Below are 21589 nucleotides of genomic sequence, written 5' to 3'. Positions count from 1 at the left end.
CATGGCCACATGCGTCGGTGTTGTCCGGGACGCGTTGTCAGAGTCATGTCCCGGCCTTCCTGTGACGTACACGCCATTGGTGGATCAGCTGTCCGAACAGGCCATTGAGCAGCAGTCGCCAGGTCCGGGTGCGCAGCATGACGCCGGGGCTTTGCCCAAGGGCGTCGCCCCAGCACGCCAGCGCGTTCCGGAAGCGTCTGGCACGCAAATGCCCCCTCGCCATCAGGATCGACGCATTGGCTTCCGCCCGGGCCTGCTGCTGGCGGAACCGGGGAGCGATGTCCTTGCGGGAGAAGTAGCTGTCGATCACCTGGCGGTGCTCAGCGACTCTTGCCTCGTCGGCGACCGAGAAAGTCTGGGAGGCCGGGTGAACGCGGAAACTGGCGAGTCTGCGTGGAAGATGGATTCCGTGCCCGCACAATCCCAGGCGCAGCAGAAAATCGTAGTCCGGGATCTGTCTGAGCTGGCGGTTCCAGCCCCCGGCCCGCTGCAGGGCGGACTTGCGGAACAGCATGCCCGGACCGGTCGGGCAGTGGCCGTTGAGCAGAATGTCGGCGTAATCAAAGTCACCCGCCACCACTTCCCGGTACGGCCGTGAGGCTTCATCGATCAGCCAGTAGTCCGGGTAAGCAAGCGCTGCCTGAGGGTTGGCTTCCAGCGCCTCGACCAGCGCGGATATCGCTTCGGGCGCGAGCGTGTCGTCGGCGCTCAGGTAGCCGAGCAGAGTCCCGTTGGCCAGTGCCCAGCCACGGTTGAGCGTTTCCGATTGCCCCAGATTTTCCTGCTGCAACACGCGGCAGCGCTCCGCGAAGCTCTGGATGACGTCCCACGATCCGTCGTTCGATCCATCGTCGATGACGATGATTTCCAGTGCCGGGTAGTCTTGGGCGAGCAGGGAGCGGATCGTTTCCGCGACGAACTCGCGGGCGTTGAATACCGGGACCACGATGCTGACCAGCGGGCGACTCATCGCAGTTGCCTCAAAGTGGTCAGCGGGTGCAGCAGCGCTTGCCACGAGGCGTGCGTCCAGATGCCCCTGGTCTGACGTACGCGCAGCCACATGCCCAGGCTCTGCAAGGCCAGCCCGGCTGCGGAGGCGCAAGCCAGCCCGATGGCGCCATGCGTGTTGACTACCATCAGACCGGCAATGACCGCCAGCAGCCCGGCGCCGAGCGTGATCCACATCATGTCGCTCTGGCGCCCGGTCATCATCAGCGTGTGCGCGGGGGAGCCGGACAGCACATTCACCAACTGGCCCAGCCCCAATATCACCAGGATGGGGGCTGCCGCACCGTATGCGTCACCAAACAACCATGTCAGCAACGACGGCCCGGCGGCCATGAACAACACGATTGCAACGAGTGCCGGCAGGGTGGCAAGGGCCGCGGAGGCGCGCAGCAGCACTTGCAGGGGCGCATGCTCCCCGCGGGTGTAGTACGCAGAAATGACGGGCATCATGGCCGCATTGAGCACGCCAAGCGGGAGCGTCATGAACAAGGTCATTCGCGCCGCAGCGCCATACAGCGCAACAGCGGCAGCGTCGCCGGTGCTCTGCAGTATCCAGATGTCGGCCTGCAGCAGGATCACCAACATCATCTGCGCGAACCACATGGGCGCCGCCATGCCCAGCAGGGCGCGCACATCGCCGTGAATCGCCTTGCCCAACCGGAACACATGGCTGCGCAGGGCGACACCGGCCATAACCACGCTTGCGATCACCGCTGCAATGATGCTGGCCATGACCGTATTCAATGAGGCGGCACCCAGCACATACAGTGTGCTCAGTGCGAGCAGACTCAGCAGCGCACTGCTGGCGCCCCCGAACAGGGCGGCGAGCATGATGTTGTGAAAGCCGCGAAAAATCTCTCCGATCAGGGTCTGGAACGCGAGTAGAACGATCCAGAGCCAGACCAGCGTGAAGGAGACCGAGGAGTCGAGATTGAGCGCCCCGGAGACCAGCGCCCGGCTCTCCGGAATGGCCAGCAAGGCGCCGACCAGCACGGCCGTGCTGGCCACCACCGCAAACGCCATCCGGATGATGCCGGCCGCGCGCTGGGGTTGTGCCTCGGCCAGATCGCGCGAAATCAGGCGGACCACCGCGCTACTCATGCCCCATCCCGCTACCACGGCGAAGATCGAGACAAAGCTGAGCAGGCTGAAATAGCGCCCTGTGTCCTCCTGGCTCAGCTGACGTGTGATCAGCATGGTCACCAGCAAGCCGGAAAGTGCCGAAAGCAATCGAAAGGCGATCGACCACAGGCTGCCGGAGACAACGCCTACGTTTTCCTGATGCACGCCAGTGACTCTTGTGTTCTTGCTCTCATGATCCCGTACCGGGCAAACCCAGGGCGTCGCTTCTGACCGTCGCCGGCCAGCTGCCTGGCATCAAAACAATGTGTGTCCCCTGTACGGGGCTCGCCGCTTTGGGGGCCGGCTTGGCATGTGCGGGATCCGCATGGCGGGTCGCAACAGCGGTTCACGATACATCAGCTTCGCCGGAGCCCGCAGGCGTGAAGGCGCTTGCGTGGGAGAGACGTCTGGTCCCGCAAGGGGTGGAGCACGCAGGTCGTATCGGCGCCGGCCGGATGGTGCCGGATCTGTGTGAGCGTGGAGTGTCGTTGCCGGTGGAGGTCGCCACGCCCGAGGTGTTGCAGGCGCTTGTTTCTGAACTCAGAGGAGAGTCTTGTTTGGGCGTGGCGATGAGGGGAAGGGCCAGCCAGTGCAGCCGGCCCGTGTCTTGCAGTTAGCGGGCGGCGTCCTGAATCTTCTCGCCGCCGCGTTCGATGTCCTTGCCGGCGCCTTCCATCGTGTTGCAGCCACCAATCACGAAGGCCGAGGCCAGCAGGGCCAAAGTAAGTTTCCAGGTAATGTTCTTCATGCTTTCTCCTTTCGGGTTGAATGGTCCCGTTTGTTGAAGCCTTGGGAAGAATCAGCGGGGCACGGTGCGAACCGCGCTTCCCGCCGCCGCACCGCTCCTGGAGCAATGTCGGTTGGTCAGACTATAGAAAGCCACTCTGGATCTGACCACCCCCGAACCCCGCTCCTGTGGCCGCAGGAGGCGTGAGATCCCAAGATTGGCGCGGGATTTCAGGAAGGTCATCAAAATGTTCGCGGATGTAATCGCAGCAGTTGTGGCGTGCTGCCCGGTACCCGTCTGCTCGGACGCACTGCAAGCCGTGCCGGTACGGAATCGGCGCGGCAATACGCTTCATCCGCCCGCCAGCGGCCTTGATTGCCCGTGCTCGTCAATCGCGACGAACACCAGACTGGCCGAAGTGCAGTGCCGGCGCTCTCCGGTTTCCGGATTCTCGGCGTGCATCTGCGCTGCGACCGTCAGCGAACTGCGTCCGGTCTTGACTACCCGCGCATCCACCTCCACCACCTCGCCGGCATGGGCCGGCGCGATGAAGTCCAGGCGTTCGCTCGCCGCCATCACGATGCCGCAGCGCGCATGCCGCGTGGCCGCCGCAAACCCGGCCTTGGCCAACCAATCCATCGCCGGCCCGCCATGCAGGATGCCCCGATGCGTCGTATGCCCGGGAAACACGACCTCCGCCACCCGTACCGTATTGGCCGCTTGCGGTGCGACCGGCACGCAAGGGTTCGGCTAAGAACGACTGAGATATTCACCGGGCACTGAGCGCGATAAATCCGGGATGTAGTGGGACGGGCGGGGATTTATCGGGACGGCTGGTGCAAATAGATTGCACGGGGCGAAAACGCGCGTCGCGCGATCACGTCAGCGGTTCGGCGAGGATCTGAAGGGCGATATCGAGCACCGACTGCGCTGCGTCGGGCTGGATCGTCGCACCGGCCGAACTGCCGGTAAAGGGCAGGTACGGACGCGCCGGGATCGTGATCTTGTACGCGTCGACCGCAGCCCACGATTCGCGGACTCTCTTGTGCGAGTCGCGCGCGAACACTGCGCGGCCCTTCGCGCTTCCCTCGCCACCCTGACGCAAGAGATTGCCTTTGGCGTCGGTCCGCAACCGCACCTTCGTAGAGTAGGCCGGCCGATTGATCTCGCCGCCGACCTGGTGAATGAGCGCGTAGTCGCGCGCCGCGCCGCCTGCACCGATCAATGCGAAGTCAGCGCCATAGTCGGAGCTGACGCTGCTGGCGAGGATGCCTCGATCCTGCAGTATCTTCAGCGTGCTGCTGCCCTTGTTGCGCTTGGTGCGCGAGGCGATCGTTGCACGCGAAAGCGGCGCCCAGTTCGGACGCCCTTGCGCAGCAAAGTTGGCCTCTGTGTGGTGCTCAAGCGCGCCAGCGATTCGCTGAAACAACGGTCGGCCGTCCTGCAGCACCTCCATTGTTTCGTTCAGCTTCGCGCGAACGGCTTCGTCGTTGTACTCAAACTGGAACATGGACTATCCTTCAGCCGTGAGCGCGGTGCGAAACCGGTAGGGACGTGCCCCATCGACCGACGTTAGCGACGCCGAGGCAGCCGATACAAGCCAGAGTGTTGAAAAGCCGCGCTCTCACCCTCATTCCAGCCAGTCCGCCGCATACAGCAGCGCCCCTTCGCGCAACCGGTTCAAGCCTTTCGAGTTGCGCTGCATCAGGTTGTACAGATCCCACATCAGCGAGCCGTCGCGGTTCTCCCGCAGCACCACCATCAGGTCACTCTCGGCCTCGAACACTCCGATGTAGCGCTTGCGATAGGTGCCGTCGTCGTACGCGGTGAGCCACACTTCGTAGGGCTGCCGCAGTGTCTCCAGCGCATACCGGGCGTACCGCTCTCTCGCGTCCTGCCGCCGTTCAACGGCGTGCGGCAGCAGCTCCGGGCGAATAGCGACATCCTCGATCGGTGTCCGGATCACATTCAGTTCGCCGTCCGGAATAAGCACGGCGCGCATGAAGGCCGCTGCCTGTTCGCGCGACTCGGCCTCGGGCAGCAAGCCCGGATCAGCAAGGCGCGGTACCAGAGCAGCCCGCAGGTCCGGCCGGCCAATGTCGGACCACAGGCGCTGACCATCCACCGCCCGCACCAGATCACGCTCACGTCCGGTGATCGGCTCGACCGATGCTGCATCCTGCCGGAACGCTGCCGGATCAAAGCGGCTCCACTCCGATCCCACGTTGTAGTCCCAACCCGGATCAGGCCAGAACACCTTGGCCTTGCCGTCGACGTCGGTGTAGCGCACGCCCTGCAGAGTTGCGGTGTCGCCGGCCTTGTTGATGGCCACCGTCCGCTCCTCGATCTGCCCGGTGCTGTTCTCCAGCGTCACGCCCAGCGCCCTGAATTCCGCCTCCGTCAGCGCCACCACACGGCATCTGCAGCCCCAGCCATTCGGCGGCCACAGGATCTGCCAAATAGGATCGTCCCAGCGCCACACCTTGCCATTGAGCGCTGCATGCGCCGGCCGGGTGCGCCCGTCCATGATGGCCACGTAGCGCCAGTACGGGCGGTCGGCCACGTTCTGCAGATAGCGCTTGTAGCGGCCGCTCATGTAGGCCGTCTGCACGTTGGTCTGATAGATCGTGCGCAGGCGGCGGACGCTCCCAAGCTGAGCACGCGTCAGCTCACCGGTGTCACCGTCGAGCACCTCCTGCGTGCCCCACCACCCGAGATCCTGCAGCCTCGGCCGCAGGGTGCGCTTGAAGTCCTCGAACGTCTGTCCGCGGCCGATGGACTTGGCCACCTCCATCCGGATCGTCCGCAGCACATCCAGCGTGGTCGCCTTGGCGACAGTGAAGCTGCGCGCGTTTGCCTCGCGCCACACGTCGGTGTGATCCCAGGCGAGCTGCTCGCCCTTGCTGGCGAAGTAGCGCACCGCGTCCATGGGCTCAAGATCGAGCCGCGCTCCGATCACGGCCATGCTCGCCCCCCGTGCCCGACATGCCACCCACCGCAGAACCGGCAGCGGTAGGCATTCATGCGGCCGCTCCAGCCCTTGCGAATGGTCAGCTGGTGAATGTGCTGGCGAGCATCGGCTTCAGTGCGGTGCCGCACCTTGCGCGAGCACGACCGGCGCCGAATGCGTCGCTTGCTGCTCACGCTTCCACCTGCCGGCCGTAGGCTTCGGCGCCGAACATCGCCGTAGCGAGCAAATGCTGCAGCTTCGCCTTGTTCATCGACGGGTAGGAAGCCTCTACCGCTGCCAGCGCGTCCTCAAAGTTGTCCGCCCCTTCAATCGCGGCCAGCAGCGGCCCCATCAGATCAGCCATTGCCTCTTGCAATGCCTCCTGTGGAATCGTGTCGACCGCGGCGTCGATAGCCTCCTGCCCATTGCCTGGGGCGCCCTCGGCAAACTGCGTCGGATCGTCACTGCCAACCGGGGGCGGAGGTGGTGCCGGTGTCTTCTTCCTGGTCCAGCCTTCACCGTACTTCGCGCGCACCGCCTCTTCAGACAGCTCGAAGCCCATCTCCGAGACGTTCTTGTCCGTCTCGCTCTCGGCCAGCTTATCCTCATCAGCCGTGACCTCGCGATACACCGTGCACGGCGCCAGCCCGTTGTATTCGCAGATCCACGCGATCAGCGTACGGTTGAGCGTCTCGGACAACAGGTCGCTGTCTGCCTGCGTCAGCTCCAGGCGTACGGATTCACGCTCTTTGCTGGCTGCGGCCAGTGCGCCGCCACCCTTGGTGCGCGGCTCCTGCCCCAGCAGCACCTCGGAAATCCAGTCATCCATGTAGTTGCACAAGGATTCCTGCGAGCTGACCGTGCCATTGAGCTTGCTCTCCAGCAGCTCGATCATCGTGCCCTCGGGCGTCATGATTGCGCCGTCGCTGCTGAACGCCTTCAGCGCCTGGAACAAGGTGCCCTTCTCCGCAGGGCCAGCGCCGCGCGGATACTTGCCCCACGGCGTGGGCGTCCCGAAGCGGTCGTTCATCTTGTTCCAGGCAACGATGCCCTTGCGCTTGAAGAACACAGGCCAGTACAGCTGCTGCCCAAGGCCGGTGCCGTACGGGTTGTCGTCTTCCGGATTCATGCGATGCACGATGAACTTGCGCTCCGGCAGCGGCACGCCCCGGATCATGTTCTCGCGCGTCAGCAACCGCAGCTCGACCGGGGAGGTGTCATCGTCCTGCACATACACAAAGCGGCGCTGAGCCCGTTTCGGCACGTGACCAGGCACCACCTTGCCCTCACGCACCGTCCACACAATCTCAGCCGGCGCCCAGCCCACCAGCAACGCCTCCATCAGGTCCGCGCACAGCCGGTCGAAGTTGAAGCCACTCAGGATGTCCTGCACAACCTCGGCATCCGCGTCGCTCTTGCCGTCGATCGGCTGCACCGTCCATGGCCGGCTGATCAGCGCCAGGATGCGCTTCTGCAGGCCGCTGAAGACCTTGCCGTCGCGCTTCAGATCGCGGTAGATCTGCCAGTTGTTGCCGTGCTCGCCCAGTAGCGCGTCATTCGGGCGCAGCACACCCATGAAGTTGTACTCAAACGGGTCGCGCAGCCGGCTCGCGACTTCGCTGTCGAGCTCCGGCTTCGCCGGTTGATCCGATTTCTTAGCCATGGAGGAACCCTGCTGTCTCGTCTGCAAAGCGCGCGCCCGCGCCGTCGCTCATGAACTCAATGGGAGACGCGAGGTTGAGAGCCGCGCACTCAGCCATCACCAAGCCGATGGCAAAGTCACCGTGGCGGAAAAGCTCCGGTTCCTTGATGTCGCGCGTATTCACCTCCGGCACGCGCGGCACGCCATCAACGTCCTGCACCGCCCGCAGATCCTCTTCAAGGTTCGCGTCGCGTGGCAACTCGTAATCGTCGTCTTCGAATCGCTGCACCATCTTCGGCATGAAGCTGGCGTACCACTTCGCGTTGAGGGTGACCTGCTGGATCATCTCGTGGCCAAACTTATCGGCCGTGTACTCGGCCATCTGCATGCCGGGACCGGTGGCGTCCATTGCGCCGCCTCGCCACATCGGCAACTGCCCGATGAAGTGCCACAGGATCTGTTCCTGCTGGCGGGAGGGGACGTTCTGCAGCTCGATCACGAAGGGCACCGATCGCTTGAGCGTTTGGAGCAGTTGCAGCGGAACGATCTCGGTGAAGTTGCGATGCCGCGCGAAGTCCATTCCGAACACCGTTTGCAGGCGTGGATCGAGTGTTTTCAGGACCGGATCGAGAACGGCCTTGATCCACGCCGCGCAAGCGTCGTCACGTGCGCTGTTGCTCTGCTTTACGAAATCGTCGCTGAGCACCCAGCGCAGCACTGGTCGGCCGGCATACATCGCCCGGTCGATCCATACGCCGGGGATCGAGGCGCCACCACCGTCGCGCGGGATCGCATCCAGTTCCTCGCGCATCGCTGCTTTGCGAGGGCCGTAGGCGTTGCGGATCTTCGAGTACCAGGCCTTCTTCGTCTCGGGCGTTGCGTCCCACCCACGCATCAGGCTTACGCGCTCGAACAAGCCATTGCGCACCGCATCGTCAAACGTCGCGGTATAGACCTTGGCGTCACTGCCGTAGCGGCCTTTCTCGATGTCCTGGCACAGCTGGTTGAACGGGTTCTTGCGCCCGTTGTGGGTAGAGATGACGCGGATCTTGCCGCCCCAGATCAGCAGAGCCACTGCCGCGTCCAGCACCGCCTGGACGTTCTGGTGATACGCCGCCTCGTCGATCACCACGATGCCCTGAAGGCCGCGAATCGACGCCGGCCGCGACGAGAGCGCTACGATCGAGAAGCCCGATGAGAACCGGATGCGGTACGCGCTGATCTGCTGCGTCGAACCGTCATCCTTCTGATCGTCGAACAGGAACTCCTCAATGCGCGAGATTCCCATCGACTGCGCCTCGGCAATCACCCGCGCAAACGTCGCGCAGTAGCCGATGAACTCCAGCCCTTTTTCCTTTGCGTCGGGGATGTAATAGACGTTGTCACCGCCAGCGCTCTTGCGGCTGCTGGCAATCAGCGTGTCGTCGAGCGCCTCGGCGAAGGTAATGCCGGTTCGCCGTCCCTTGGACGCTGCCTTCATTCCCGCGCCAATTGCGCACCACTCGGCCTGGTGCTTCATGAGCACGCCATCAGCGAGCGGATCGAAGTCGGCCGGAATCTGTTTGACCGACGGCGGCAGCTCGTCCCACTCGACAATGCGCACCGTGTCCGCACGTGGCTTGAGTTCTTGGGCCATCAACGGATACCCAGCACTTTGCGCCGCCAGAAATCGACCTGCGCTTCATCCATACCCTGCGCTTTGGCTTCGGCTTGCAGGTTGGCCTCCTGCTCTTCGAGCAGCTTCTTCCGCGCTGCATCCTCGACCTCTGCCTGAAACTTCTTCAGATTCACGCTTGATCGGGTCAGGGTTGCGATGTTCTTGGCCGCGGTGCTCAGCACTCCAACGCGCTCGGCGCTGTCGACCTCTTCGTCGTTGGCCTCCTGCATGTCCAGAATCGCCTCGAACAGTTCGGTCTGGATCAACGCCGTGAGGGCCTCGCTGCGCGCATCTTTGTCGTCGCCGGCCTGTGCCTGGATGATCTTCGCGGCCTCGGTGCTGGCGCGGATCGCAGCCAGCCGCCGTTCCAGCTTCTGGCCGTACCGGCCGACTGCGCTGCGGCTGGGCAGATCCTCCTCGTGCGGAAAGCGTGCCCGCAGATCGTCGATCAGCTCGTCGAGCGTGTGCTTCCCCTCGGCCAGCCTCGATTCGATGTAGGCCTTCACCTCGGCCGGCAGGCGTGTGATGCTGCTTTTGCGTGCCATGGCGGCTACCAGTACTTCTCAGGGCGTCCGATGCCGGGCGAGCAATCGACCGTGTATTCCGCGATGTCCACGCCGTAGCGCGTCAGCTCGCAGAACCATCGTCCGTCCGGTTTCCGGGTCACCTCGACCAACTTCCGGTCGTGCAAGTAATCCAGTTCGCGGCGCAGCTCCAGCTGCGTGCAGTCCGGATACTCCGACTGGGCAACCGAAAGGACCGGCCCTTCAAATGCACCGATCGGTCGCGCGTTGTTCAACGTCAGCAAGATCAGCCAGCGAAGATGTTCTCGGCGTGCCTTCTGTTGATCGATCATTCCCGTGCTCCCTTGAGTGACTGGTTTTCAATCCGCAGTGCCAGCCCGTCGAGCTTGGCCTCGATCACGCTCTGCCCGCGGATGTAGTCTTCGCGCCGAACGTAGTGCAGCGGCATTTCAGCTCGCAGATCGAGCAGTTCGCGCTCGACCCTGCGCCATTCACCAGCCTCGGCGTTCGCCGCCTTCTCCAGGGTGTTGAAACGAGCATCCAGCCGCTTCTCGACCTGGCCGAGCAACAGCCGGCCAAGTGCGGCGCTGGCGCCTAGGAAACAGAGCAGCAGCCCCACCGCAAAGGTGAAGAGCTGCCAGAAGTCAATTTCGATGGACATCGGGTGTCTCGTAGTAGTCGATCAGTGCGTGGTAGCGCCGGACGCACTCGGCGTAGCGGGCGCGGGCGTTGAGTGCCCAGCCGAGCGCGTCGGCATCGGTGGCAACTCGGCCGGCATCCGCACCGTCAGGCTTGCCGACGGCGTCGGGCATTCCTGCGGCGGGCGCGGCTTGTGCGGCGCGGTCGAGCACCCGAAGAGCAGGCTCGCGCAGGCACACAGCGCCAGTCGTGGCAGATTCAATTTCACGGGTCAGCTCCTGTTCGCGCGCCCAGGCGGCGCGGTTGGTGGCGGAGAGAGTGGCGGCCAGCGCATCACCGCGTGCCCAGGCAGCAGCGAATGCGGCACTGCTGGCCTCGGCATCGAGCAGGCGTTGTTCGAGGTGTGCGTTCTGCAGGTCCAGCACCTTGTTGTCGGCCTGCGTCGACGTCAGCCACCAGCTCAAGCCAGCGCCGGCACCGAACAGGCCAAGCTGCAGCAGAAACGGACGGGCGAGCGCCCAGATGATCTTCAGCATGCAGACCTCCCCCAGCCGGCCGCCTCATAGCGCGGCGCGTGCTGGTGGAGAATCCGAAGCGGGTAGTCACGGTTTTCCTTGATTGCCCAGGCGGCACGGCCTGCGTTCACCGTTTCCACCTCGCTCCAGTAGCGGGAGCTGTCGAGCCCCTTACTCGATGCCAGGGCGCGATCACGCTGCACCCAGCCCAGCCCGCCGTTGTAGGCACTCAAGGTCATTGCAAAACGGTCGCAGTCGCTTGCCGTGTGCGTGATGCGGTCCCACAGCCAGCGGTCGTACATCACCAGGGCGCGCAGCGCCCAGGCCGGGTTGCGCGGTTGGCACTCGTCGGTGCTCAAGCGGTGCAGCTCGCACCACCACCGCGCAGTCGATGGCATGAACTGCGCCATGCCCTCGGCGCCGACCCGGCTCACCGCGTCCGTGCGCCAGCCCGACTCCTGATGCACTTGCCCCGCGAACGCCGCTACCGGTGCGCCCAGCCCCCAGTGCGCTTGAGCCTGTCGTGTCAGCTCGCGCCGGTATTGCTTGGCCGCCGCGGGCAGCGGCTGGTCTGCGGTCTGATTGGGTGCTGCATGGGCGCCCATTGAGAAGCTGAACAGCAGCACCGCAATGAACAGCAGCACAAGCACGGCGATCGCGCCGTACAGCGCCGGGTTGGTGCGGATCGGATTGGCCGAGAAGGTGCTGCGCAGCCACTGCTTTAGCGGTGTCATCGCGCACCCCCGGCAATGCTGCTGGCCGTCAGCCATGCCCATAGCGCCGCCGCGAGTATCGCGACCAGCAGCACCCACCGGCGATGCACGACGAGCAACATCAGCACGATGAGCGGCAGCATCCACCAGCGGGCCCATTTGCCGTCCACGTCAGATCCCGACCGCCACGGCCAGCATCGCCGCGCCAATGATGATCGCGCGCCGCAACTGCGCCGCCGCAAAGGCAAGCGCCTGCTCGGTGGTAATGGATAGCCCGCAGCCCGGCGCGCCTGGTGAGGCGCACCAGGCAATGAACCGATCAGGGCGTGCGTAGGGGAAGAGGCTCCGATCGATCCAGTAGGCCACCCAGGCCGCACTGGTGATCAGGCTCAGCTTGTAAAGCGAGAGGGGGAACTGGTACGGCGCGAAAATCGCGACCAGCACAAGCAGAACAATGCTGATGATCAGCCAGTTCCACATGCGAGGGGCGGTACGGGACATGAATGGCTCCTGCAAGTTGAAGGCTATATGCAGGAGCCATGTTGCTATCCGGGCGAGTCAGTTACCCGGTAAAGCGTTTTAGATATCGACAGGGTCAGGGCTTGCGCCCGTACTTCTGAGTGAACTGCTCGGTCATCATCGCGCATGTGCCGCGAATGAACTCACGATTTGCCATGGGGGTGAGTGGGTTGTCCAACTCATCCATGCAACGGTCGATCGCCTTGCGATCAACCTGCATCTGCTGGATGTGTGGGTCGTTGTGGCCCTTGATCGCGAAGAATACGAACAACACGGCAGGAATGCCAACAATCCACATCCACGCCTTGCTCGCGGGCTTCACTCGGGCGCCGCAACCGGGGCAGGCTTTAGCGGCATCGCTGACTTCATGGTTGCATTCTTTGCACGGCACAAGCGCCATCGGTCGCTCCTAGATCGGGGGCCACATCGCAGCCAGAACAACCATATATCGGCTGCGGCTGCTTACCGCAACACCCGACACCCAGCGCTCTCGCAGCGCACTGCGAGCGCGTCGCCATTGGTGCAGTCCACGGTGAAGGTTTCGTAGCCGGAGCCCTGAGCGTTAAGGCGGGCGACGGGATACTGCGCGCAGGCGCGCACTTCGGGGAGCTGTTCGGCGGTGTAGGAGTGGCGCCCGATTTGTTGAGCGCCGCTGCTGCGGGGCGCTGCTGTCATCGCCGTGGGCGCTGCCCCTGCGGGCGCTGCCCCCGCAGGCGCTGATTCCGCCACGATCTGGTCAAGGCCCTCTTGCAGCCGATTGATGTGATGCGGCCCATCCAGCTCGACACGGCGCACCTGACCGAACGGCATCACCGTTTCCGCCCACTGTGAGGCGACCACCTTCACTGCGCCCTGTACCCGGTACATCGTGAAACGGGCCCGCATCTCTGGCGTCGTGGAGTAGGAGTTGCCAATCAGCAACTGCGTCATCATTGCCTCCCCGCCGCTCGTCGTGCGAGAGCACACCACCTGGTTGCTTGTCGCCTCAAGCACCGATGCGCCCTTCTGCGAGCACCAGCCGATCAGCTTGTCGCGGACATCGTCAAGCGACGCATTCTCGAACCGAGCCTCGGCCATTCCCGATTGAGTTGGCTTCAGCAGGGCCTCCTGCGCGCAGCCTCCCAGTAGCGCCAACAGAGCGACAGCCAGCATCCAGCTACCGATCAGGTTCATTCCGGCTCTCCATCCTCGTGAATATGGCAAAACGATACATCAGAGCCGCCGCCTCTATCAGCTATTCCTTTCTTGCATGGCCTTTGCCAATGCCTGTGCGGTCCTCTCAATGGCTTCCTTGCCGACGCGGTCACTTGCCCGGTAGTTGCGAAGCAACTCGGCTTCGAGCGGACTTAAACAGGCCGAGTCCGCAACGCCTGAAGCTGGCTGGGTCAGGGATGCACTCAAGGCCTGTGCAATCAATGCGCCGTCTTGAGCCGCATCACCTGTCATTACTGCCGCGAGACGCGAGCGAGCGAAATCGTCCAGCGGCAGCGCCTCTACAACTGCCCGAACGTGCATCACCCGTTTCATGCGGCTTTCAAACTCGCTGTCGGACTCGTCTTCAGCGTCATCAAACATCTCGCCCTGGCCAGTAATCAACCAGCTCGGGCTGATGCCCAACTTGTCGGCCAGGGCGACCTGCTCTTCCGCTGACCACTTCTGCACCGTACCGCCGGAAAGGCGCTTCACACGCGCCAAGGGCACGCCCAGGACGTCCGCGAGCTCCTGCTGCTTGAGCCCGCACTCCTCCATGATCCTGCGCACAAGTACGGAAATCATACCTTTCCCTTGACGGGTACGTTTTTCGTACCTATCATCCAAAACACACACAAAACAAACAGATTTCACAGGCACGGAAAGCGCCCACGCCCATGAAACCAAACTCATCAGGAGGTCCGGCAATGACCGCCGAAACGTTCAAGCGCCGCCTGCGCAGCCAAGGCAAGACGATCCGCCAGTGGTCCGCGGAAAACGACTTTCCGGCCGAAGCCGTCTATCGCGTCCTCAATGGCGTGGATAAGGCCAACTTCGGTCGCGCCCATGAAATTGCAGTGAGGGCCGGCATCAAATCGCCCGAGCCGCTTGCGGCCTAACTCTGATTTAGGCAGCACGTTGAAGCCATTTTAGCCCCGTGAAAGTGATTTTCACGACGTTCTAAACCGGCATTTGTTTCGCGCCATGAACACAGGGACGTTTCCAATGACCCGCAGAAATTCGAAACCGGTACCCACATCGCTGCGCGCCGCCTTCGAACTGGACAAGGCGCACGCCCTCAAGCGCAAGCGCCTGAACATCGAGCGTATTGCCGAGCTGCTCAGCACCACCCCGGCCACGCTCTACAAGTGGATCGAGACGGATTCCATGCCGGTGCGCGCCCTGATCGCCTGGCAGCACCTCACCGGCAGCAATCACGTCGTGCGCTACCTCGCCAGCCGCGAAGGCGCGGTGGTGATCCAGATCCCGCCTGGGCGCGACGTGACAGCCGAAGACATACACGACCTGCAAATGGTGCTGAGTGCGGCCCCTGGTGCGTTGCTCAAGCTCAAAAAAGGCGAGATCGATCGCAACGAATGCGTGGCCGCACTGACTTCCGGCATGGAGTCGCTCGCATGGCATCGCGCCAACGTCGAGAAATCCCAACAACCCGAACTGGAGCTGAGCTGATGGCCGGCAAATACACCAACTCAAGCCAGCAGCGCGTTCTCAAGCTCGTGCTCGTGCTGTTCGGCGACGTCGTGCGCGGCTACCAGCCCAGCGCCCTTGCAAAGCTGGTGGGCTGCAACCCCAGCGACATCACCCGCGATCTGGACAACCTGCACACCGCTGGCCTCGCCAGCTTCGACGAGCAGACCCAGTGCTGGCGCCTAACCCCGCGCCTGCCGCAGCAGGCCGTCAAGGTCTATGCGGCCATCGGCAGGGCCGAAACGCAGCTCTCCGAAGACCGCTCCCGCTACACGAACCCCGCGTGCTGATGCCCGCACAGACCACCACTCAGGAGACACACATGCCCCGTCGTAAAGCCGAAGCCCCGCCCGCCGCCGATGTTCTGGATGCCGAAGCCGAGCAGCAGACAGGCGCCGCAATGGACGCCATGCGAGATAACGCACTGGCCGTGAGTCAGCAGCAGGCGCATGTGCGCGCGGTGGCCGACCAGGTCGGCTACCAGTTGCCGGGCGAGTACATCGACCCGGATCTGATTCAGCGCGACATCGCCGCAAACATGCGGCGAAGTGTCGAGGCGTGCCTCGAAGTCGGGCGCGGCCTCACTGTGCTCAAAGCCGCCTGCGACCACGGGCAGTTTGGGAGCCGCCTCGACTTGCTCGGCATCGACAAGCACGTCGCCGCACGCTTCATGTCCTCAGCCGCGAAGTTCTCAAAATTGCCGTCAACGGCAACTTTGCAGGCCATCGGCAACCAGACCAAGCTCTTCGAAATGCTGGTCCTCGACGACGAGCAGATCGAAGAGCTGGAGCTCACCGGCCAAACGGGCGAGCTGAGTCTCGACGACATCGCAACCATGTCGGTCAAGGAACTGCGCGCCGCCCTGCGCGAGGCCCGCGAAGACGGCAAGGCCAAAGACGATCTGCTGGCCGAGAAGAACCGCCGACTCGACGACGAGCGCGCCAAATCCAAGCGCATCGCCAACGTCACGCCTGACGAAGAGCTGGCCCAGCTGCAGTCCGAAGCCACCCGCATGGCCAACGACGTGCGCGGCGGGATCATCGGCCAGCTGCGCGCCGCAATGACCGCCCTGAACAACCACGGCGAAACGCGCGACGCGCGCCCTGCGGTCTTCATGGCCGGCATCGTCGCCCAGCTGCAAACGGACCTCACAGCACTGCGTGACGAGTTCGACCTGCCCGACCTGAAAGCCGACGAACACGGCTGGATTGCCCAGGGCTGACCACCCATGAACCCCGCCCTCATCGACGCCCTGTGCGACGTGCGCCGTCGCGCCGAAGCCGCAGGGCACGGCGGCAAAAGCAACGTGTATGACGACGCCTGCAAACGCCTGGGCATGACGTACTCAACGCTGATGCGCCGACTTAAGGATGTGACCGTGACCCAACGCAAACAACGCTCAGACGCTGGCTCCGTAAGCCTGCTGCGCAATGAAGCCGTGATCATCAGCGCCGTGCTGATGGACAGCCTGCGCAAGAACAACAAGCGCCTGATGAGCATCACCCAGGCCGTTGAAATGCTGCGCGCCAATGGCGAGATCCGCGCAGAGGCGCTGGATGAGGCTACCGGCGAAGTGCGACCGCTGTCCGATAGCGCCATCGCCCGCGCACTGCGCAGCTACAACCTGCACCCGGATCAGTTGCTGCGGCCCAGCGCGCATACCGAGCTGCAGAGCCTGCACCCCAACCACGTATGGCAGATCGACGCCTCCATGTGCGTGCTGTACTACCTCGACGCCCGCAACGAGCGCGAGGCCGGGCTGCAGGTCATGCCGCACGACCAGTTCTACAAGAACAAGCCGGGCAACCTCAAGCGTGTCGAGGCCGATCGGGTGTGGTCGTACGAAGTCACGGACCACTACTCCGGCACCATCTTCGTGCACTACGTGATGGGTGCGGAGTCGGCCGCGAACCTTGCCGAATCGTTCATCCGCGCCACCCAGCAGCGCGCGCCAGACCCGTTCTACGGCGTCCCCTTCATCCTCATGATGGACATGGGCAGCGCCAACACGGCCGGCGCCTTCAAGAACCTCGCACGCCGGCTCGATGTGCGCCTCGAAGCCCACATGCCGGGCAACGCCCGCGCCACCGGGCAAGTCGAAAACGCACGGAACATCATCGAGCGCAGCTTCGAGAGTGGCCTGCGCCTGCACCCGGTGGCCAACCTCGACGAGCTCAACGCCGCCGCGCTCAAGTGGATGCGCTGGTACAACGCCACCAAGATCCACAGCCGCCACGGCCGCACCCGCTTTGATGCCTGGATGGACATCCGGGCCGAGCAACTGCGCACCGTTGATGGCGACCTCGCCCGCGAGCTGCTCACCCACACACCCGAAACGCGCAAGGTCAGCGGCACGCTCACCGTGTCATTCAAGAGCGCGGAATACGACGTGCGCGAGGTGCCCGGCGTCATGGTCGGCGAGACGCTCCACGTCAGCTACAACCCCTACAAGCCCGGCACCGCCGTCATCGTCGACACCGCGGCCGATGGCTCCGAGCTGCTGCACACAGTGCCGCAGGTTGAGCGCAACGACGTCGGTTTCCGCACCGATGCACCGGTGATCGGCGAGGAGTACTCCGCCTCGGCCGACAGCGCCGCCGACACCCACCGCAAGTTGGTGGAGCGGGTGGCCACCGACACCGAAACGGACGAAGCCGCAGCCGCGGTGCGCAAGACCCGCGTCGCCTCCTTCGGCGGGCGCATTGACCCGGCCGCAGTCATCGACCAGGCCGACATCCCCACGTACATGCCGCGCAAGGGCACCGAACTGGCGAGCAACGTTGCCAGCCTCGACCGAACACCCGAGCGCGTGCTGACCCACTTCGAAGCCGCCCAGGCGCTGCTGCGCAAAGGCGCAACCCTCAACGCCGACACGCACGCCCGCATTGCCGAATGGCATCCGGACGGCGTGCCGGAATCGCAGATCGACCAACTGCAACAGCGCCTCACCGCCCGCGCAGGTCTGCGCGTGGTCGGCGGCAAATAAGAGGGGAGGAGATGAGACTGCAACTGAAGCGAGTGTTGAGTTCGCTTGGTGTGACGCAGAGCGAGGCAGCCCGTGCGTGCGATGTCAGCCCAGCAACCGTAGCGCAGCTGTGCAACCACGGAATCTGGCCTCGCAAGAACCCGCCGCGAGCAGTGTTCAAGCGCGCCATCGAGGCCTACATCACCGATCTCGGCGCAAGCGTTGAACAGATCGAAACCGCATTTACGGATTGGCCCCAGCCGCGCGGCTACGCGACTGAGGCCGGTGACTCATCCAGCGAACCTGAAGGAGACGAACACATGCTACTACGCAACGAAACCCTGACGCACGCGGCGCTTGAGCATTTCCGGCTCTCGCGATCCCCGTTCATCGACGACATCAATGCGCTGGGGGACGTCTTCACCAGTGCATCCACCCGCCGCGCCCGTGCCGCGCTGATGGACTGCGCTCTCCACCAAGGCTTTGTTGCCCTGGTCGGAGAGTCGGGCAGCGGAAAGACCACCCTGCGTGAAGAACTCGAAGAGCGCATCCGCATGGAGCAGCGCCCGGTCATCGTCATCAAACCCTACGTGATGGAGATGGAGAAGAGCGAGCGCAAGGGCAAACCGATGTGGGCGGGCCAGATCTCGGAAGCCATCATCCGGGAGCTGGACCCCGGCGCCAGCATCCGCAGCAGCACGCAGGCACGCAACAAGCAACTGCGCGACTTGCTCGCCAACAGCCGCAACGCTGGGTACAGCAACCTGCTCGTCATCGAAGAGGCCCACCGCCTGCCCATCAGCACGCTGCGCGCCCTCAAGGGCTTCATGGAACTTAAGGTCGGCCTGTCGCGACTGCTGGGGGTCGTACTCATCGGCCAGCCCGAGCTGGACGAAACGCTCAGCGACAAACTGAGCGAGGTACGCGAGATCGTGCAGCGTTGCGAGCGGCGCGAAATGCTGCCGCTTGACGATGACCTGCAGCCGTACCTCGAACACAAGTTCGGCCGAGTCGGCGCGCAGCTCTCGGACGTCTTTTCCGACGACGCGATCGACGCCATCCGATCGCGCCTGGTGCGCATCCCTCGCGGTGGCGGCATGGCCGAGGCGCGCAGCATTTGCTACCCGCTTGTGGTGAACAACCTGGCCGTACGTGCCCTCAACGCCGCCGCGTCGGTGGCCATGCCGCACGTCACGGCCGACGTGATCCGGGGGTGCTGACCATGATCCATCACCCCGACGTCGTCCCCATGCGCCCGCGCGCCGTGTTGCCGCCCAAGCAGCCGCCCGTCAAGGTGCTCACCGATGCGGCCATTGCCCGCCTGGAGAAGCTCAACGCAGCCGCCCGCACCGTGCGCGCGTGCGGCCTGCGCATCCTCGCGCAGCGCCTCGACGGCATCACGCCGCTGGCCTGCCGCCCGGTGATCAAGATCGCCGCGGCCAACCGCGCGCTGTTCGAACTGGCCAGCCCGCCGACCACCCTCGACACGCCCTCGGGCGTGGTCGTGCATGTCTTTGTCGGCGGCGTTGCCGTGATGTGGGAGGTGCCGCGATGAGCTACTGGCACAAGTCCACGGAGCTGCCTGAATACCCGGTGGTGCCATGCCTGATCGCCGTGCCGCCCAGCCAGGACTGCGAGTTCTGGACGCTGCACAGCCTCTCGCATTGCTGGCACGAGTCGGAAGGCTGCTGGGTCAGCATGGCCAACGAAAGCCGCCTGTATCCCGGAGACGACTTCCGCTGGGGCTACGAGATCGAGTTGTTCACCGAGCTGGAGCATGAAGACGAGGAGGAAGCCGCCCATGTCTGAACCGCTCCCGCTCGCCGATCAGATCCTGCTCGCCATCGCCCAGGCCACCGGCAACGAACCCCGCCGCGCCTTGGACGTGCGCCGGTCGCTTGAAGCCGCCGAGCCGGACTTCTGGAAGGCGCTCGATCTGCTGATCGTCGACAAGCTCGTTGCCACGGCCACGCTGTACCGGCCCAAGCAAGACGCAGCGCCGTGGCTGGCGATCTGGCCCACCGGCAAACCCCCGCAACACCGTGGCCGCTTGAACGGCGAGCACCTCTCGTCGCTGTTCGTGCGCCAGCCCCCCATGTCCATCGCAATCCGTGCCGCCCATGCCCCGCGTGCGCGTGCCGCCTGATCAGGAGCAAACCATGACCACCGAACAAATCACCCCGGCCGGCTTCCGCAAAGACGCACGCGGGCGGCTGATCCCCGAGAGCCAGATCAAACCGATCGACATCGAGCGCGACCGCGTCGTGCTGGAGATCGTCACGGCAGCCAAGGCCATGTCCACCCACCTCGCGGAATTCAAGCGCCGCGCCTTTGACGACATCGGCGCCTTCGTCGATCTGTCGGCCGAGGAATACGGCATCACGCTCGGCGGGGGTAAAGGCAACGTCCAGCTCACCAGCTTCGACGGCCGCTACAAGGTGCTGCGCGCCGTGCAGGAGACGCTGGTATTCGACGAGCGGCTGCAGGCAGCAAAAGCCCTGGTCGATGAGTGCATCCGCGAGTGGAGCGCAGGCGCCCGCCCCGAGATTCAGGCGCTCGTGAACGACGCCTTCCAGACCGACAGGGCGGGCTCCATCAGCACGGCCCGAGTGCTCGGCCTGCGCCGGCTCGATATCCACGACGAGAAGTGGCAGCGCGCCATGGCGGCGCTGTCCGATGCGGTCACCGTGGCCAGCAGCAAGAGCTACATCCGCATCTATGAGCGCGTCGGCAACACAGATGCCTACGCTCCGATTCCTCTCGATATCGCGGGGGCGTGACATGGACACGACCACCAAACCCGTAGGAGAGCTGGTGCCGGCCGATGCGCTCATTCTGCATTCCGACATCGGAAGCGCGACCCTCGGCGACCGAATGTATCGGGTCAGCGCCAACGTCGGCGGCAACCCCATGATCACGTCGCAATCCACCGGCCGGCGCTGGACGGTGGGCTGGCAGCGCTTGATCGAGATCGCGCAGGCCGAGGGCATCGACGACGAGCCAGAGGTGAACGCCGATACCGACATGACCTATTGCGCACTGTTGCTGGTCGGGGGGCACAACGTGTCTGAGGAGGCTGTCGCCTCTTGGTCGCAAGACGAACGCAACGCCGCGTATGACTGGGCGATGGCCAGCCACATCCAAGCCAGCGACAACGATATCGAAGTGCCGCCCATGCCGTCGTGCGTTGCTGCCAGCCTGTGCGTTGCCGCCTACCTCAAAGGAGGTGCGTGATGGACAGCCGAGACGACATCCTCGCCAAGATCGCCAAGTGCATGGCGCTGGCCAAGTCCGGCAGTGAGCACGAGGCCGCGGCCGCGCTGCGCCAGGCGCAGAAGCTGATGCAGATCCACCAGGTCAGCCAGGCCGAAATTCTCGCTGCCGGAGTGACAGAGGCGAAAGCCAAGGCCGGCGCGATTGACCGCCCCGCGCAGTGGGAAAACATGCTCGCCAGCCGCATCGCGCACGTGTTCGGTTGCCGGCTGCTGTTTTCTGCAGGGTGGTGCGAATCGCACTGGCTCTTCATCGGCCTGCCGCCGTCGAACGACGTGGCCGCGTACTCGTTCGAGGTGCTGCTGCGCCAGGCATTGAAGTCGCGCCGTGAGTTCATCGCAACGCAGCTGCGGCGCTACAAGCGCTCCAACAAGTCCCGTCACGCCGACCTCTACAGCGAGGGCTGGGTGCGTGCGGCCTGCGCCCACGTGTCGGCCCTTTCCCCGATCGAGGGCGCGGCCGAGGCCATCCAGGCGCACATGGATCTGAAGCACAGCAAGCTCGGCACCCTCAACACCACCGACCGCAACGCCGGCCGCGAGCTGTCCCGAAAAGGCGAGGCCGCGTTGTATGCCGGCATGCAGGCCGGGCGCGGCGCGCAGCTGTACGGCGGGGTCGGAGCGCCGGCATCACCCAAGCTGATCGGAGGCTGAAGC

30 protein-coding genes are annotated in these 21589 nt (G+C 64.3%); 12 read left to right on the top strand and 18 right to left on the bottom strand.

Annotated features, from left to right (window positions below; translation table 11 throughout):
• Positions 1-43 precede the first annotated feature (43 nt).
• The 18 genes from AC6H0R_RS14140 to AC6H0R_RS14055 form a co-directional block, all read right to left on the bottom strand.
• Positions 44-970: a glycosyltransferase gene (locus AC6H0R_RS14140; protein ID WP_497582010.1), complete on the bottom strand. Its 927-nt coding sequence runs from the start codon at positions 968-970 to the stop codon at positions 44-46.
• Positions 967-2295, bottom strand: coding sequence for an oligosaccharide flippase family protein (locus AC6H0R_RS14135; protein WP_497582009.1), 1329 nt, complete (start codon positions 2293-2295; stop codon positions 967-969). Before AC6H0R_RS14135 ends, AC6H0R_RS14140 begins: the two co-directional genes overlap by 4 nt.
• A gap of 448 nt (positions 2296-2743) precedes the next feature.
• The gene (locus AC6H0R_RS14130; RefSeq protein WP_497582008.1) at positions 2744-2878 is read right to left on the bottom strand and encodes an entericidin A/B family lipoprotein; all 135 of its coding nucleotides are present in this window, start codon (positions 2876-2878) and stop codon (positions 2744-2746) included.
• A 330-nt stretch (positions 2879-3208) separates the two neighbouring features.
• The gene (locus AC6H0R_RS14125) at positions 3209-3595 is read right to left on the bottom strand and encodes an acyl-CoA thioesterase (protein ID WP_497582007.1); all 387 of its coding nucleotides are present in this window, start codon (positions 3593-3595) and stop codon (positions 3209-3211) included.
• A gap of 139 nt (positions 3596-3734) precedes the next feature.
• Positions 3735-4367, bottom strand: coding sequence for a phage virion morphogenesis protein (locus AC6H0R_RS14120; protein ID WP_497582006.1), 633 nt, complete (start codon positions 4365-4367; stop codon positions 3735-3737).
• 120 nt (positions 4368-4487) lie between these two features.
• A complete protein-coding gene (locus tag AC6H0R_RS14115) occupies positions 4488-5822 on the bottom strand; it encodes a phage minor head protein (protein ID WP_497582005.1) in 1335 nt (444 codons plus the stop codon).
• Between the two features lie 175 nt (positions 5823-5997).
• On the bottom strand, positions 5998-7470 hold the full coding sequence (locus tag AC6H0R_RS14110) for a DUF935 domain-containing protein (RefSeq protein WP_497582004.1): 1473 nt from the start codon (positions 7468-7470) through the stop codon (positions 5998-6000).
• A complete protein-coding gene (locus AC6H0R_RS14105; RefSeq protein WP_497582003.1) occupies positions 7463-9085 on the bottom strand; it encodes a hypothetical protein in 1623 nt (540 codons plus the stop codon). The genes AC6H0R_RS14110 and AC6H0R_RS14105 overlap by 8 nt, the downstream gene beginning before the upstream one ends.
• Positions 9085-9651 (bottom strand): DUF3486 family protein, encoded by a 567-nt coding sequence (locus AC6H0R_RS14100; RefSeq protein WP_497582002.1) that lies wholly within the window; start codon positions 9649-9651, stop codon positions 9085-9087. Before AC6H0R_RS14100 ends, AC6H0R_RS14105 begins: the two co-directional genes overlap by 1 nt.
• Before the next feature lie 5 nt (positions 9652-9656).
• Positions 9657-9962, bottom strand: coding sequence for a hypothetical protein (locus AC6H0R_RS14095; protein ID WP_497582001.1), 306 nt, complete (start codon positions 9960-9962; stop codon positions 9657-9659).
• On the bottom strand, positions 9959-10291 hold the full coding sequence (locus AC6H0R_RS14090) for a hypothetical protein (protein WP_497582000.1): 333 nt from the start codon (positions 10289-10291) through the stop codon (positions 9959-9961). The genes AC6H0R_RS14095 and AC6H0R_RS14090 overlap by 4 nt, the downstream gene beginning before the upstream one ends.
• A complete protein-coding gene (locus tag AC6H0R_RS14085; RefSeq protein WP_497581999.1) occupies positions 10275-10805 on the bottom strand; it encodes a hypothetical protein in 531 nt (176 codons plus the stop codon). The genes AC6H0R_RS14090 and AC6H0R_RS14085 overlap by 17 nt, the downstream gene beginning before the upstream one ends.
• On the bottom strand, positions 10799-11518 hold the full coding sequence (locus tag AC6H0R_RS14080) for a transglycosylase SLT domain-containing protein (RefSeq protein ID WP_497581998.1): 720 nt from the start codon (positions 11516-11518) through the stop codon (positions 10799-10801). Before AC6H0R_RS14080 ends, AC6H0R_RS14085 begins: the two co-directional genes overlap by 7 nt.
• Positions 11515-11667 (bottom strand): hypothetical protein, encoded by a 153-nt coding sequence (locus AC6H0R_RS14075; protein WP_497581997.1) that lies wholly within the window; start codon positions 11665-11667, stop codon positions 11515-11517. Before AC6H0R_RS14075 ends, AC6H0R_RS14080 begins: the two co-directional genes overlap by 4 nt.
• Before the next feature lies 1 nt (position 11668).
• A complete protein-coding gene (locus tag AC6H0R_RS14070) occupies positions 11669-11998 on the bottom strand; it encodes a putative holin (RefSeq protein ID WP_497581996.1) in 330 nt (109 codons plus the stop codon).
• Positions 11999-12092: 94 nt separating this feature from the next.
• Positions 12093-12416, bottom strand: coding sequence for a hypothetical protein (locus AC6H0R_RS14065; protein ID WP_497581995.1), 324 nt, complete (start codon positions 12414-12416; stop codon positions 12093-12095).
• Positions 12417-12478: 62 nt separating this feature from the next.
• Positions 12479-13189 (bottom strand): hypothetical protein, encoded by a 711-nt coding sequence (locus tag AC6H0R_RS14060; protein ID WP_497581994.1) that lies wholly within the window; start codon positions 13187-13189, stop codon positions 12479-12481.
• Between the two features lie 57 nt (positions 13190-13246).
• Entirely contained in the window at positions 13247-13792 is a 546-nt protein-coding gene (locus AC6H0R_RS14055; protein ID WP_497581993.1) for a helix-turn-helix domain-containing protein, read from the bottom strand.
• Between the two features lie 122 nt (positions 13793-13914).
• Between AC6H0R_RS14055 and AC6H0R_RS14050 the strand changes: the two genes are divergently transcribed.
• The 12 genes from AC6H0R_RS14050 (at position 13915) to AC6H0R_RS13995 (ending at position 21586) form a co-directional block, all read left to right on the top strand.
• The gene (locus AC6H0R_RS14050) at positions 13915-14106 is read left to right on the top strand and encodes a DNA-binding protein (protein WP_497581992.1); all 192 of its coding nucleotides are present in this window, start codon (positions 13915-13917) and stop codon (positions 14104-14106) included.
• A gap of 106 nt (positions 14107-14212) precedes the next feature.
• Entirely contained in the window at positions 14213-14677 is a 465-nt protein-coding gene (locus AC6H0R_RS14045; protein WP_497581991.1) for a hypothetical protein, read from the top strand.
• A complete protein-coding gene (locus AC6H0R_RS14040; RefSeq protein WP_497581990.1) occupies positions 14677-14985 on the top strand; it encodes an IclR family transcriptional regulator in 309 nt (102 codons plus the stop codon). The genes AC6H0R_RS14045 and AC6H0R_RS14040 overlap by 1 nt, the downstream gene beginning before the upstream one ends.
• Before the next feature lie 32 nt (positions 14986-15017).
• Positions 15018-15917: a hypothetical protein gene (locus AC6H0R_RS14035; protein ID WP_497581989.1), complete on the top strand. Its 900-nt coding sequence runs from the start codon at positions 15018-15020 to the stop codon at positions 15915-15917.
• A gap of 6 nt (positions 15918-15923) precedes the next feature.
• On the top strand, positions 15924-17681 hold the full coding sequence (locus AC6H0R_RS14030; RefSeq protein ID WP_497581988.1) for a transposase family protein: 1758 nt from the start codon (positions 15924-15926) through the stop codon (positions 17679-17681).
• 299 nt (positions 17682-17980) lie between these two features.
• A complete protein-coding gene (locus AC6H0R_RS14025) occupies positions 17981-18880 on the top strand; it encodes an ExeA family protein (RefSeq protein ID WP_497581987.1) in 900 nt (299 codons plus the stop codon).
• Between the two features lie 2 nt (positions 18881-18882).
• Positions 18883-19215 carry a hypothetical protein gene (locus tag AC6H0R_RS14020; RefSeq protein ID WP_497581986.1) on the top strand — a complete coding sequence of 111 codons (333 nt, stop codon included), beginning with the start codon at positions 18883-18885 and terminating at the stop codon, positions 19213-19215.
• Positions 19212-19469 (top strand): hypothetical protein, encoded by a 258-nt coding sequence (locus AC6H0R_RS14015; protein WP_497581985.1) that lies wholly within the window; start codon positions 19212-19214, stop codon positions 19467-19469. The genes AC6H0R_RS14020 and AC6H0R_RS14015 overlap by 4 nt, the downstream gene beginning before the upstream one ends.
• Entirely contained in the window at positions 19462-19806 is a 345-nt protein-coding gene (locus AC6H0R_RS14010) for a hypothetical protein (protein WP_497581984.1), read from the top strand. Before AC6H0R_RS14015 ends, AC6H0R_RS14010 begins: the two co-directional genes overlap by 8 nt.
• 13 nt (positions 19807-19819) lie before the next feature.
• Positions 19820-20440: a DUF3164 family protein gene (locus AC6H0R_RS14005; RefSeq protein ID WP_497581983.1), complete on the top strand. Its 621-nt coding sequence runs from the start codon at positions 19820-19822 to the stop codon at positions 20438-20440.
• A 1-nt stretch (position 20441) separates the two neighbouring features.
• A complete protein-coding gene (locus AC6H0R_RS14000) occupies positions 20442-20894 on the top strand; it encodes a hypothetical protein (protein ID WP_497581982.1) in 453 nt (150 codons plus the stop codon).
• Positions 20894-21586, top strand: a complete 693-nt coding sequence (locus tag AC6H0R_RS13995) for a DUF2786 domain-containing protein (RefSeq protein WP_497581981.1) — start codon at positions 20894-20896, stop codon at positions 21584-21586. Before AC6H0R_RS14000 ends, AC6H0R_RS13995 begins: the two co-directional genes overlap by 1 nt.
• Positions 21587-21589 lie beyond the last annotated feature (3 nt).

Source organism: Pseudazoarcus sp. NS36, from assembly GCF_059703705.1.
This window is presented reverse-complemented; position numbering and strand designations above follow the sequence as displayed.